15 protein-coding genes are annotated in these 12,849 nt (G+C 69.6%); 9 read left to right on the top strand and 6 right to left on the bottom strand.

Annotated features, from left to right (window positions below):
- The first annotated feature begins 250 nt into the window (after positions 1 to 250).
- Entirely contained in the window at positions 251 to 820 is a 570-nt protein-coding gene (locus tag Psi02_RS05930; protein ID WP_203972420.1) for a dihydrofolate reductase family protein, read from the top strand.
- Positions 821 to 860: 40 nt separating this feature from the next.
- Here Psi02_RS05930 and Psi02_RS05935 read toward each other — a convergent pair whose 3' ends face one another.
- Positions 861 to 1,625, bottom strand: a complete 765-nt coding sequence (locus Psi02_RS05935) for a nucleotidyltransferase domain-containing protein (protein ID WP_203972421.1) — start codon at positions 1,623 to 1,625, stop codon at positions 861 to 863.
- A gap of 31 nt (positions 1,626 to 1,656) precedes the next feature.
- Positions 1,657 to 2,307 (bottom strand): SRPBCC family protein, encoded by a 651-nt coding sequence (locus tag Psi02_RS05940; RefSeq protein ID WP_203972422.1) that lies wholly within the window; start codon positions 2,305 to 2,307, stop codon positions 1,657 to 1,659.
- A 337-nt stretch (positions 2,308 to 2,644) separates the two neighbouring features.
- Between Psi02_RS05940 and Psi02_RS05945 the strand changes: the two genes are divergently transcribed.
- The 4 genes from Psi02_RS05945 (at position 2,645) to Psi02_RS05960 (ending at position 5,517) form a co-directional block, all read left to right on the top strand.
- Positions 2,645 to 3,058, top strand: coding sequence for an ATP-binding protein (locus Psi02_RS05945; RefSeq protein WP_203972423.1), 414 nt, complete (start codon positions 2,645 to 2,647; stop codon positions 3,056 to 3,058).
- Between the two features lie 93 nt (positions 3,059 to 3,151).
- Positions 3,152 to 3,682, top strand: a complete 531-nt coding sequence (locus tag Psi02_RS05950) for a DUF6609 family protein (protein WP_203972424.1) — start codon at positions 3,152 to 3,154, stop codon at positions 3,680 to 3,682.
- Between the two features lie 113 nt (positions 3,683 to 3,795).
- Positions 3,796 to 4,734, top strand: a complete 939-nt coding sequence (locus Psi02_RS05955) for an NADP-dependent oxidoreductase (RefSeq protein ID WP_308442208.1) — start codon at positions 3,796 to 3,798, stop codon at positions 4,732 to 4,734.
- A 48-nt stretch (positions 4,735 to 4,782) separates the two neighbouring features.
- Positions 4,783 to 5,517, top strand: coding sequence for a TenA family protein (locus tag Psi02_RS05960; RefSeq protein WP_239094638.1), 735 nt, complete (start codon positions 4,783 to 4,785; stop codon positions 5,515 to 5,517).
- Positions 5,518 to 5,526: 9 nt separating this feature from the next.
- Here Psi02_RS05960 and Psi02_RS05965 read toward each other — a convergent pair whose 3' ends face one another.
- Positions 5,527 to 5,964: an SRPBCC family protein gene (locus tag Psi02_RS05965; RefSeq protein ID WP_203972425.1), complete on the bottom strand. Its 438-nt coding sequence runs from the start codon at positions 5,962 to 5,964 to the stop codon at positions 5,527 to 5,529.
- 135 nt (positions 5,965 to 6,099) lie between these two features.
- Between Psi02_RS05965 and Psi02_RS05970 the strand changes: the two genes are divergently transcribed.
- Both Psi02_RS05970 and Psi02_RS05975 read left to right on the top strand, forming a co-directional pair.
- Positions 6,100 to 8,106 (top strand): phosphocholine-specific phospholipase C, encoded by a 2,007-nt coding sequence (locus tag Psi02_RS05970; protein WP_203972426.1) that lies wholly within the window; start codon positions 6,100 to 6,102, stop codon positions 8,104 to 8,106.
- A 62-nt stretch (positions 8,107 to 8,168) separates the two neighbouring features.
- On the top strand, positions 8,169 to 9,152 hold the full coding sequence (locus Psi02_RS05975; RefSeq protein ID WP_203972427.1) for a CapA family protein: 984 nt from the start codon (positions 8,169 to 8,171) through the stop codon (positions 9,150 to 9,152).
- 32 nt (positions 9,153 to 9,184) lie between these two features.
- Here the strand turns inward: Psi02_RS05975 and Psi02_RS05980 are convergent, their stop codons facing one another.
- Entirely contained in the window at positions 9,185 to 9,706 is a 522-nt protein-coding gene (locus Psi02_RS05980) for a Dps family protein (RefSeq protein ID WP_203972458.1), read from the bottom strand.
- A gap of 216 nt (positions 9,707 to 9,922) precedes the next feature.
- On the opposite strand from Psi02_RS05980, the gene Psi02_RS05985 reads away from it, so the two are divergent.
- Together Psi02_RS05985 and Psi02_RS05990 are read left to right on the top strand one after the other, a co-directional pair.
- Positions 9,923 to 10,351 carry a hypothetical protein gene (locus tag Psi02_RS05985; RefSeq protein ID WP_203972428.1) on the top strand — a complete coding sequence of 143 codons (429 nt, stop codon included), beginning with the start codon at positions 9,923 to 9,925 and terminating at the stop codon, positions 10,349 to 10,351.
- 57 nt (positions 10,352 to 10,408) lie between these two features.
- Positions 10,409 to 10,879, top strand: a complete 471-nt coding sequence (locus Psi02_RS05990; RefSeq protein ID WP_239094640.1) for a substrate-binding domain-containing protein — start codon at positions 10,409 to 10,411, stop codon at positions 10,877 to 10,879.
- A gap of 68 nt (positions 10,880 to 10,947) precedes the next feature.
- Here Psi02_RS05990 and Psi02_RS05995 read toward each other — a convergent pair whose 3' ends face one another.
- Entirely contained in the window at positions 10,948 to 11,424 is a 477-nt protein-coding gene (locus tag Psi02_RS05995) for a MarR family winged helix-turn-helix transcriptional regulator (RefSeq protein WP_203972429.1), read from the bottom strand.
- Entirely contained in the window at positions 11,421 to 12,839 is a 1,419-nt protein-coding gene (locus Psi02_RS06000; protein WP_203972430.1) for a DHA2 family efflux MFS transporter permease subunit, read from the bottom strand. Before Psi02_RS06000 ends, Psi02_RS05995 begins: the two co-directional genes overlap by 4 nt.
- Positions 12,840 to 12,849 lie beyond the last annotated feature (10 nt).

Below are 12,849 nucleotides of genomic sequence, written 5' to 3' on the forward strand. Positions count from 1 at the left end.
CCGGGAGAGATCTATCGTCAGGGGGAATCCGCCCGCCCCTCTCGACCGTCGGGACGAGTACGTGAAGATCTTGGGCCTGGCCGCCGGGGGTGCGTACGTCACCGTGACGTGAATCGGCAGCCGTCAGAAATCTCCTGCCGGGACATGAAAATCTCCTGCCGGGACATGTCGAGAAACCTCCGGCGACTCCGACTCACTCATCGAAGGGCGTCCGCGGCGGGCGCAGAACGACGATCACAAGGAGCCGGTGATGAGGAACATCTTCCTTTTCATGATGACGAGTCTCGACGGCTACTACGCCGGTCCGAACGGGGAGATCGACTGGCACAACGTCGATGAGGAGTTCAACCAGTTCGCGGCCGACCAGTTGGCGGAGGTGGACACGCTCCTGTTCGGCCGGGTCACCTATCAGGGCATGGCGTCGTGGTGGCCGACGCCCATGGCGAAGGAGTCCGACCCCGTCATCGCCGAGAAGATGAACGGCATCGCCAAGCTCGTCGTCTCGACGACCCTGGACTCGGCGGACTGGGCCAACACCCGGCTCCTCAGGGACGGCATGGCGGACGAGATCGCGCGGCTGAAGCGGCGACCCGGCAAGGACATCGCGATCTTCGGCAGCTCCGAGCTGACGGTGAGCCTCCTGCGGCTGGGGCTCGTCGACGAGTTGCGGATCATGGTGGCTCCCGTCGTGCTCGGCGACGGCAGATCCCTGTTCGGGACGGCGGAGAACAGGATCGGCATGGAACTGCTGAGAACGAGGTCGTTCCGTTCCGGCAACGTCCTGCTCCACTACCGGCCCGACGGGCGCCGGGCCGGCTGACCTGCCCGGCGGCCGGGCGCCGGCCGCCCGGTGATCCGGCTTACCGTCCGAGCCGGGTCCTGACCACCAGGGCGTGCAGCACCTCATGCGCCGAGCCCACATCGGGGAGCGCGGACGCGTCCCTCGCTCCCTCAAGGTCGGCGGTGAGGCGCTCCACGTCGCGGCCGAGCCGTACGAGATCGGGGGCGTCGCCCGGCAGCGCGCCGTGCTCCGCGGACCTCTTCGCCTCGACCAGGTCCGGCAGGTAGGGCGGTGTCCAGCGCCCGGCGTCGCCGTACAGGCGGGTCAGGTCGGCGACGACCTCCCCGGTGCGCATCAGGTGGGCGCCGGTGAGCAGCGTCCTGAAGGTGTACAGCAGGGGCTTGAGCTCACCGGACTTCTCGAACAACCGCCACTGCGTCCGGGCGAAGCCCAGGTAGTGGTGCGCGTGGTGGCGGGTGACGCACGCGGGGGCGGCCGCGACGAGTTCCTCGTGGACGGGCGACGTGGCGACGACGAGGGGCGAGAGCAGTTGCTCCAGGACGTAGCCGTTGCGGCCCAGCAACATGCGGCAGAACTTGGCCAGGTCATGCGTGACCAGGTCGACCTCCACGCCGTCCCGGTCCCACATGCGGGTGACGGTCTCCTGGCCGTGGCGGAGCCCGACGACCTCCTCGACCGGCAGCAGGTGGACGCCGCGCAGGTCGAGGTCGGAGTCGTCGGAGGGGAAGCCGTACAGGTGGGCCCCGCTGACGGTGGCGAAGGCCAGCGGGTGGGTCTGCTCGCGCGGGATCTCGGCGAGCCAGGACGGCAGGGTGGCGGTCATCGGGCCTCGGGGACGTGAGCGGGGAGGGGGGTCACAGAGCGCCGCTCTCGATCGCTTCCTTGAGGCCTTCCTGGGTCTCCTCATGGGAGGAGACGCCGTTCGTCACCGTGAAGTCGATGAGCAGGACGCTCGCCTCGAAGGTGAGGTGCTCGGTGACGCGGGTCCCGCCGTCGCCGAGTTCCTCGAAGACGATCTTCTGGTGGGTGACCACGTTGGGCAGCGACCAGCTGTCGGTCTCGTAGTAGAAGCCGTCGGGGTGGATCCGCTGTTGTGCGTGGGTCTTGCTCGTGACCGGGATCCCGGCGACGACGGGGATGTCCTCGATGGCCGTGAAGTCGATGTAGTGCGTGCCGGCCTCGGTCCGGTCCTCGTGGGTGACCACGCGCTTCAGGAACGAGTGCAGGCCGAGGTGATTGTTGACGTTCGAGTACGCCGCGAACACGTGCTCGATGGGCGCGTCGATGTCGATGGAGATGTCACGTTTCACCTGGCTCCGCCCCGTCAACGGCAGGGGCGCGGTCGCGCACTCGTAGAACTTGTAGAATTCCCATGCGGCCTGCCATTCGGCGGCGAGCTGGGCGTCGGTCTCGACGACCTCGGCGTGGACGGGATTCGAGAACGCGCCGAGCACGACTGCGGCCGTGAACAGCTGGATCACGAGAAGTCGAAGGAGCTTCTTCACGGAACCTCACCGAGTTATGGCGAATGGGGCGAATGCCCTTATATCGCACTTGATCAAGCTTTATGAAGATGTTTTCCGGTGATGTCGTCGCGAGGTGATGACGTCCGGCCGTCCGGCCCGTGATGCGTGCGGCGGCGGGGTTGTCCGTGGACGCTGGCCCGCGTCCATCAGGAAATTTCAGCTTTTCGCACACTGCTCGCCCGGTTCTGCGGGAATTAGGCAACAGAATCGAAACGATAGGTTCACATGCCGGAACCCGTGTCATATCGTAGAGGTGGGAGCGCTCCCATGATTTGGAGTGAAGCCGTGACCCCCCCCGCGTACCGCCGAGTGCCTGTTGCCCGCCGTCGGTGCGAGCGTCTCCCAGGCCCGCGCGCTGGTGCGCCGGGAGCTGGACCGCTGGGGAGTCCCGTCCCTGATCGACGACTGCACGCTCATCGTCAGCGAACTCGTGACCAATGCCGTACGGCACGGCGGCAGCGCCCTCGCCCTCAGGCTCGTCGGTGGCGGCGGCTGGGTGTACGGCGAGATATACGACCCCGGTGACGGCGTGCCCCGCCTGCGCGAGGCGGGCGCCGACGCCACGGACGGCCGGGGACTGCTGATCGTGGCGACGCTGGCCGACGACTGGGGGATCGCTCACTCCTCGCGCGGCGGCAAGACCGTCTGGTTCGTGGCCGGCGAGGGGGTTCCTGCCTGCGGGGCGTCCATGGCGCCTGTCGCGGCCGATTCCCTCACCTCGGTGTGCTGACTCAGGAGGATCGGGTCGGGCGGGTATATGCGTGAAATCTGACAGTTCGATCACCCACTGCCGCAAAGGCGTGATCCTTGAGATCATCGCCGGATGATCCCCTTATCGATCACGCTGGCGATCGAGCCGCATCCCTACCCGCTGATCCGCGGGGGCGGCCTTTTCCTGATCTTCGTGGGACTCGGGTTCCTGCTGGGGTGGACCTTCCCGAAGGTGTGGATCCCGTTCGCCATCGGGGGTGGAGCCACCGGACTCACCGCCAGCGGCCTGAGCGCGCTGCTGCCCTCTCTCGGGACGCCGTCGTTCATCCAGATCGCAGCCCTCGTCTTCTCCTTCATCGTGGAACTGGGGCTGATCGCTCTCGTCCTCACCAGATACAAGACCGCCGACCAGCGGACGCAGATCCTCATGATCCTGCTCGTGGTGGGCCTGCATTTCATCATCATGGGCGTCGCCCACGGCCCGCTGATGGCGCTCCTGGGAGTCGTGAGCGTCGCCAACGCCCTGCTGGGCCTGCGGGCCAAGGCGCTGCCGATCTGGGCCTTCGGCGTGGCGGACGGCCTGCTCAAGTTCGGCTTCGGACTGGTGATGCTGCTCCTCTATCCGGCCCTCACGTTCACCTGACCGGGACCGGATCGGGGCCGCGGGGGGATCTCGGCTCCGGATGGCGGGAAACCGCCAGGCTAAGGTCGGAGACAGCGGAAGAACACGGCCTGTGGGCACCGGGGGGAGCGCCGATGGCGACGATGAAGGCGATTCGGCAGCATGAGTTCGGCGGGCCCGAGGTCCTCCGGTACGAGGACGTGCCCCGTCCCGAACCGATCGGCACCGAGATCCGCGTCAGAGTCCAGGCCACCAGCGTGAATCCGGTGGACTTCAAGACCAGATCAGGGCGTGGCCCGTTGGGCACTCCGCCGTTCACGGTCGGCTGGGACATGGCCGGCGTCGTCGACGCGCTCGGCGGCGGCGTCACGCGGTTCGCCGTGGGTGACGAGGTGCTGGGCATGCCGTGGTTCCCGCGCGAGGCCGCCACCTACGCCGAGTACGTCACCGCGCCGTCCCGCCAGTTCGTGCGCAAGCCGGCCGCGATGAGCGTCGCCGAGGCCGCGGCGCTGCCGTTGGCCGGGCTCACCGCCTGGCAGGCGCTCGTCGACACCGCCGGTCTCGCGGAGGGGCAGCGGGTGCTGATCCACGCGGCGGCCGGCGGCGTGGGACACCTCGCCGTGCAGATCGCCAAGGCGCGCGGCGCCCACGTCATCGGGACCGCGAGCCCGCGCAACCACGGCACCCTCACGGACCTGGGCGCCGACCAGCTCATCGACTACCGCACGACTCGTTTCGAGGACGCCGTGAGCGACGTGGACGTCGTCTTCGACTTGATCGGCGGTGAGACCGGGCTCCGGTCGCTGGGAGTGCTGCGGCCGGGCGGGCTGCTCATCGAGGTGCCCTCCGGCGCGAGCGCGGAGGTCCTGGCCGCCGCGGAGAAGGACGGCGTGCGCGCCACCGGCTTCCTCGTCGAACCCGACTCGGTCGGCCTCGCGGGCCTGGTCGGGCTCTACGAAAGCGGCCGGTTGAAGGTGCTCGTCAGCAAGCGGTTCCCGCTTTCCGAGGCCGCCGCCGCGCATGAGGCCGCCGAACACGACCACTCGATGGGCAAGATCGTCATCACCGTCTGACGCGGGCTGCGGCCGGGGGTACGGCGGGGCCGGCGCTATGCTCGCCGCGTGGAGTTCCAGGACGGCGCGGTGGACGCGCAGGTGAACGATCCGCACGACGCGCCCGCGCCGGTGTACGAGGTGTGGCGGACCACCGCCGCCGACCCCGCCTTCAGCGAATGGCTGCGTTCGGCGAGCGAGCCGGACTGGACCGCCGTGGTGACTCACCCGTTCGCGGCAGCGATCACCACAGGCGAGGCGGACATGCGCCGCTATCTCGTCCAGGACTTCCAGTTCGTCGACGCCTTCACGGCGTTGCTCGGCGCCGCGGTCGCCGGTGCCGACCGGTTCGAGTCGCGAGTGCCGTTCGGCCGGTTCCTCGGGCAGATCGTCACGGACACCGAGAGAAGCTACTTCCACCGTGCGCTGGACACCCTCGGCGTCGACGCGGACGATGTCACCTCGCCGGAGCTGGAGCCGGTCACCGTACGCTTCCAGGCGCTCATGGACGAGGCCCGGTTGAGCCAGGAGTATCCGGTGATCCTCGCCGTGTTGTGCCTGGCGGAGTGGATCTATCTCGGCTGGGCGAGCCGAGCGGCCGAGCCGTCGCCGGAGGAGTTCCTCTACCGCGAGTGGATCGACCTCCACAGCGGCCCGGACTTCGAGGCGTGGGTGGGGTTCCTCCGCGGGGAGCTCGACCGGCTCGGCCCCTCCCTCGGAGAGGCCGGCCAGGCCCGGGTGCTCGGGTTCTTCCGGGAGGCGGCCAGGCTGGAGCGAGGCTTCTTCGACATGGCCCAGGGCTGAGAGACCGCGTCAGGCGGCGCTGAGCTCGGCCAGGCGGCGCAACGACCGCTTGAGGAAGACGGCGCCGACCGGCTTGGCGAGGTTCCAGCCGAACCGTCCCGCCGCGCCGAAGGGCAGCTCCAGATCCTCCTCCCAGAGGATCGTGCTGCCCCCGCCCAGACGGGGGAGGACGCGGAAGAGCCCCGTGCCCCGCAGCGGCCAGCCGGTGTGGCGGACCGAGACCCCGTGGGGCGGATCCCAATCGGTGATCTCCATCGTGTCCAGGAAGCCGACCGGCCCGACTCCGGTGAAGGCGGCCAGGGCGCTGCCCGCGCTGTGACCGTCGCCGGCGACGACCCGCGCGCTCGTCAGCGACATCCACTCGTGGTGACGGTCCCAGTCGGTCAGCACGTTGAAGACCCGCTCGGGGCTCGCCTCCGCGTCGACGGTCACCGCAAGATGCGTCATGTCTGTCCCTTCGTGCCGCCTGCCCGGTCCGGATGCCGGGTCCGCGCTTCCGGCGGACGCGGACGCAGTCGCCGGAAGGGCCGCTGTTAGCGTTGGCAGCCGTCGCACCGAACGTCTCCGGAGGGACGCAGCACGATGTCGGCCGGTTCCACTCTTCCTTCTTCCCTGTCCCGGGTGCTTTCGCGGCCCGTCGCCCCCGGCGATCTGTCCGGCATCAGGCACGTGGTGTTCGTCATGCAGGAGAACAGGTCGTTCGACCACTATTTCGGGCACCTGCGCGGTGTGCGGGGGTACGGCGACCGCAACGCGGTACCGGGCCGGACGCTGAGGCCGGCCTTCGAGCAGGACGGCGTGCTGCCCTTCTCCGTCCGTGAGGCGGCCAGGCTCGCGGGAGCCGACCCCATGCTGCTCGACTCCCACGACCACAGCTGGCTCGGCACCCACAACGCCTGGGCGATGGGCTGGAACGACGCGTGGACGCCCAACAAGGGGCCCTCGTCCCTGTCCTACTACGACCGCGGCGATCTGCCCTTCTACTACGAGCTCGCGGACACCTTCACGATCTGCGACGCCTACCACAGCTCGGCGCTGACCTCCACGACGCCCAACCGCAACTACCACGTCTCCGGCCACACCGGCTTCGAGCCGGGCACGGGGCAGCGGGCCGTCGACAACGACGCGTGCGAGGAGGACGGGCACGCCGGATACTCGTGGATCACCGTGCCCGAGCTGCTGACCCAGGCCGGTCACTCCTGGCAGGTCTACCAGGAGTGGGACAACTACCAGTGCAACAACCTGGAGTTCTTCGCCACGTTCAAGGCCGTCATGGCCAAGCTCGGCCAGACCAGCATGCACGCCTTCTACCAGGCGGTCCAAGCGGCCGACGATCCCGCGCCGCTGCTCGCCGAGCTGGAGGAGCGGGTGGCCGGGCTCGACCCCGCCGACCGGGAGCTGTACGACCGGGCGCTGCGCCGTACCCGGACGGGCGGGCTGGGAGAGTGGTTCTCCGCCGACGTGGCCGCCGGGCGCCTTCCCGCCGTTTCCTACGTCGTGACGTCACTCGCCGACTCCGAACATCCGGAGGGGTCGTCGGCCGTCGAGAGCGGCAAGGTCATCTACCAGGTCCTGGACGCGCTCGCCTCGCATCCCGACGTGTGGGCGAGCACGGCGGTCTTCATCACCTACGACGAGAACGACGGCTTCTTCGACCACGTCCCGCCGCCCGTGCCGCCCGACGGAACGCCGGGGGAGTTCGTCAACGGACGGCCCATCGGCCTCGGCATGCGGGTCCCGATGATCGTGGTGTCGCCCTGGAGCGTGGGCGGTCACGTCTGCTCTGAGACGTTCGACCACAGCTCGACCGTGCGGTTCGTGGAGACCTGGCTGGGCATCAAGGCGCCCGACATCAGCCCGTGGCGCCGCCAGGTCGTGGGCGACCTGACCTCGGCCTTCGACTTCGCCTCCCCTTCCGCGCCGGTCGTCGCCCCCGGATCGTCGCCGAGCCTCGGCGACGGCCCCGCGCCGGCTCGGGGGGATACCGCCGCCGCCCGGTGGTACCCCGTGGCGCCCGCAGAGCAGCGGATGCCCGTCCAGGAACCCGGGACCAAGCCCGCACGGGCCCTGCCGTACCAGCCGGACGCCCATGCCAGGGCACGTGGGCGCGCCGTGGAGATCACCATGGCCAACCGCGGTGTGGCGAGCGCCCACCTCGCGCTCTACGGCTACATGGGCGAACTCGTGCGGCCGCAGCACTTCGACGTCGTCGACGACCTGCGGGAGGCGGTCTACTTCCCGTCCGACGCCTACGACCTCCTCCTGACCGGCCCGAACGGCTTCCGCAGGCACTTCCGCGGCGGGCTGGGCGACCGGGTCGAGGTCACGACGGAGATCGACCCCGCCTCGCGGACCGTGCTCGTCGACATCGTCAACACCGGCGGCTCTCCCGCCGACGTCAGCGTCACCCCCCTCGCCTACGGCGGGGAGCCGCGGGCTCTGCGCCTGCCCTCCGGAGGCGCGGTCCAGGTCGAGTGGCCGGCCGCGACCGGGTGGTACGACATCGCGGTGACCGTCGAGGGAGACGCCGGCTGGCTGCGCCGCCTCATGGGCCACATCGAGAACGGCAGGCCCAGCGTCACGGGCTGAGCCGCGAGGCGGGTTCACCGGGAGGACACCGGGTAGGGGAGCCGGGTAGGCAGGTGACCGCGATGCCCGCGACTCTCGCGCTGGCGGGGGACACGATGCTCGGGCGCGGCGTGGCCGAACGCGTCGCCCAGTCGGTGGACCCCGCGCATTTCTTCTCGGCGGATCTCCTCGAGGTGCTCGGGGAGGCGGACCTCCTCCTGCTCAACCTCGAGTGTTGCGTCTCCAGCCGGGGCCGGAGGTGGGACGCCCCGGGCAAGCCGTTCCACTTCCGCGCGCCTCCCCAGGCCGCCGAACTGCTCGCCCGGCTGGGCGTGGGATGCGTGACGCTGGCCAACAACCACGCGCTCGACTACGGCCAGGACGCGCTGCTCGACACGCGTGAATGGCTGAGCCGATCCGGAATCCGCTGTGTGGGGGCGGGAGCCGACCAGGAGGAGGCGAGGCGGCCGGAGGTCGTCACGGTGGGAGGCATTCGCGTCGGGGTGCTCGGCGTGAGCGACCACCCGGCCGACTTCGCGGCCACGGCCGTACGGCCGGGCGTCTCCTACGCCGATCTGATGACCGGCGTTCCGCCGTGGCTGGTCGCAGACGTCCGGGAGTTACGCGCGAGAACCGACGTCGTGGTCGTGTCGCCGCACTGGGGGCCGAACATGACCGGCCGGCCGAGGGCGTACATCTGTTCAGCCGCCCAGACCCTCGTCTCGGCGGGGGCGGCGCTCGTCGCCGGGCACTCGGCACACGTGTTCCACGGCGTCGCCCCACCCGTCCTCTACGACCTCGGCGATTTCATCGACGACTACATCGTGGACGCCCGGCTCCGCAACGACTTGGGCCTGGTCTTCCTCGTCACGATGGACGAGCACGGGCCCATCCGGCTGTACGGCGTCCCGATCGAGTTGCGGCACTGCCGCACGCGGCTCGCGCACGACGACGAATGGCGGTGGATCCGCGACCGGTTCGCCGCGGCCTGCGCCGATCTCGGCGCCCCTGGTCTCGGCAGTCCCGTCACCGAGGAGGACGGCCGGCTCGTGGTCGAGATGAGATGAGCCGCACCGCCGCCCCCGGAACAGGCGCGTGATCAGGTGTGGATGAGCGGGGTGTCGACGAGATGCTCGGCCAGGAACCAGGCCTGAAGCTCACCTGTACGGATGACATCGGAGACCAGCAGGTCGTTGGTTCCGTCGTCGCCCTTCTGGTCGGCGGTCGCGGCGGCGTCGTGCGCGGCGACGAGGATCATCTCGTGCGCCTCGAGCAGGCGCGACAACATCGCCGGAACCTCTTCCACGCCGTCCGGCGGCCGCTTGATCACGGTGATCTCCGCGACGTGCCGGGGATCGCCCACGGCGACGCCTCCGAGGGTCTGGACCCGCTCGGCGAGCTTGTCGACCAGTTCGAGCTGTTCCTCGGCATGTTTGTCCAGGAGCAGGTGGAGTTGGTAGAAGGTCGGGCCGCGCATCAGCCAATGGCACTTCTTGTAGAGGCTGTAGAGGATCTGGGTGTCGGCCAGGATCTGGTTGAGCCGCTGGCACGAGTGCATCCGGGTCTCCATGGCGAGACCGACGGGGAACTGCCGCACGGTCCCGAACTCCTGGATCTCCATACCCTTCTGATGCAGCCAGGGCTGGCTGCCGCCACCGGAACGGGCTTTGGCGGAAGGCTTGACACTCAAGGTCGTTCTCCTCCCTTTCGGGTGCTTCTTTCAAAGTGTTCCGGCTGTCACGTATGAGGAGCCTTGTGCGATATCCCGAAATTTCCCCTTATTGGGTAAAGACGTGACGGTGAACCGGGACCGCTGATCCCGCGTACCTCGAAGGTGATGAGAATTTCACGCCGAAGGGCGCGCGCCGGACGGTGCGCCACCCCCGCCCTGCTGATCGTCCCCGCCCTGCTTCTGGCCGTCGCCTGTACGGCGGAGCAGGCCGCCCCGGCCGCGGAGCAGGCGCCTCCGCCCACGGTGGAGTTGCTCGCCGCCGAGGCCGGATGCACCCCGAAGATCCAGATCGACGCCAAGGAGTTGCGCCAGGGCTACTGCACGACCTCCATCGGCCAGTTCTTCATCACGACGTTCGCGACCCAGAAGGGGAAGGACGAGTGGATGGACCAGGCCCCCGAGTACAGCCCCCACCTGGTCGGGAACCTGTGGACCGCACTTGCCCCCCGGCCCGTGCTCGACAAGCTCCGGCAGCAGATCGGCGGGGACCTCCACCTGATGGATCACAGGAAGAGTCCCACTCCGGCGGGATGACGACCGGGTACGCTCGACATCCCCGCGACCGGCGGAGCCGCGGCGAGGAGGTCGAACGTGGGACACAGGTCAGGGCACGGGGCCGGACGTCCGTCCAGGCTCGCGTGCGTGTTCGCGGCGGCCCTCGCCCTCGTCCTCGTCGCCTCGGGATGCGGCGGCAAGGAGAAGCAGACGCTGACGGTGTTCGCGGCGGCGTCGCTGAGCGGGCCCTTCACCTCGCTCGGGCACGCCTTCGAGGCCTCACACCCCGGGGAGTCCGTGCGGTTCGGCTTCGGAGACAGCCAGGCGCTGGCCCAGCGGATCGCCCAGGGCACGACCGTGGACGTCTTCGCGGCCTCGGGTGAGCCGGCGATGCGACGGTCGGGAGCACCCACGTCGAGGGTGTTCGCCCGCGATGGCTCCGGCGACTATCTGATCGGAGCGGCGCCCGAGACCGCACACCTGGTCCTCGCGCGCGAGTTCATCGATCTCGTCCTGTCCGACGAGGGCCGCCGTGCCCTGACGGCTGCGGGCCTCACGCCTGTCTAGACCCACGTGAGGGCCTCACGCCCCCATGGACCCGCGTGAGGGGCGCCGTGCCCTGACGGCCGCGGGCCTCACGCCTGTCTGGACCCCGCGGGGATCCGAGACGCCGATCCGCCGGGCTCGTCCTCGCCGGCCCGCTGAATCACCGCCACGATCCGGTCGAGGGCGGCCAGGTCGCCCGGTTCGAGCGAGAGCAGGGGAGCGGGCGGCTCGCCGAGGATCCGTTCGGCCAGCGCCGCGGCCTCCGCCCCCGCGGGGGTGATCGTCACGATCTTCGCCCGCCGGTCGCCGGGGTGTGTCGTCCGTTCCACCATCCCGCGCCGCTCCAGGTCGGCGACCACCACACTGGTGTACGGGGCGTCGGTGGCCAGTTGCTCGGCCAGGTCGCGCAGGGTCAGCGGGCCGGTGAGGAGGCGGCGCAGCGCCTTGGCCCGGATGAAGCTCATGCCGAGGGACTCGCAGACCTCCTTGCGCCGGTCGTGAGCGTCCAGGACCAGCGATCGGATGCCCTGCCAGGCTCTCGCCGCCGTCTCCTCGTGGCCGTTCATGAGATGGTCACCGCCTCCATGGTCTTGAGACGCTCGGCTGTGCGGGCCGCTGTGCCTCTCGCCCAGCGGCCGGTGGTCAGGAGGGCGAAGCCCAGGATGAGCGCGCCGTACCCCGCAATGATCCACCAACCCAGGTGGGCGGCCGACATGAAACCCTCGCCCTGGCCGGCCGTGGCCACGACGGATCCGGAGATCGCCACGCCCAGGGACTGACCGACCTGACGGCTGGTCGAGGCGACGGCGGCGGCCACCCCGGCCTGTTCGAGAGGCATCCCCGACACGGCCGTGTTGGTGATCGGCGGGTTCAGCATGCCGAACCCGAGCCCGAACACCGCGTAGACGGCCAGCAGCAGGGGGAGCGGCGTGTCGAGTGCGACCTGCGCGAGCAGGACTCCCGTCACGGCGATGAAGACGCCGGAGATCAGGAGGGACGGTCTCGGCCCGCGGGTTCCCACGAGCCGGCCGGACAGGGGCCCGCAGACCATCGCCATCAGGGCGATCGGCAGCGTGCAGAGCCCCGCGTCGAGGGCGGAGAGCCCGCGATGGCTCTGCAGGTAGAGCGTGTTGAGGAACAGGAAGGAGCCGAGGCCGGCGAAGCCGCACACCGCGATGGCCGCCGCCCCGGAGAAGGGGGCGCTCCGGAAGAACCGCACGTCGATGAGTGGTTCCTCTCTGCGGTACTCGTAGACGATCAGGCTCACCAGGGCGACCACGGTGACGGAGAAGCAGCCGAGGATCAGCGGGGAGGTCCAGCCCGCACCGGGACCTTCGATGATCCCGTAGGTCAGCGAGGCCAGCAGCGCGATCACGAGCGCCTGCCCGACGGGGTCGATCCTGCGTGCCTTCTTCGCCTTGGACTCGGGGACGAACTTCCACGTCAGCAGCACCGCGACGACGCCGATCGGCACGTTGATCCAGAAGATGGCCCGCCAGCCGACGGTGTCGGTGAGCAGGCCGCCGATGACGGGCCCGAGCGCCATGCTGATCCCGACCACGCCGCCCCACACGCCGATCGCCTGCGCCCGCTCACGGCGGTCGGTGAAGGTGTTGGTGATGATCGACATCGCGACGGGGTTGAGCATCGAGCCGCCCACCGCCTGGACGATGCGGAAGACGACGAGCCAGGTGAGGCTGGGTGCGATGCTGCACAACAACGACCCGACCGTGAAGGCGACCAGGCCGGTCTGGAACGTCCGCCGGCGGCCGATCCTGTCCGCCGTCGATCCCGACAACATGAGAAGGCTCGCGAGCGTCAGCGTGTACGCGTCGATCGTCCACTGCAGACCGGAGACGGGGGCGCGTAACTCATGACCGAGCGACGGCAGCGCCACATTCACGATCGTGTTGTCGAGCGCGACGATGAGCAGGCTCATGCAGCAGATCAGCAGGACGAGAATCCGCCTTCGGCGGGACATGCGGTGACCC

It is taken from the genome of Planotetraspora silvatica, assembly GCF_016863315.1.
Classification (GTDB): domain Bacteria; phylum Actinomycetota; class Actinomycetes; order Streptosporangiales; family Streptosporangiaceae; genus Planotetraspora; species Planotetraspora silvatica.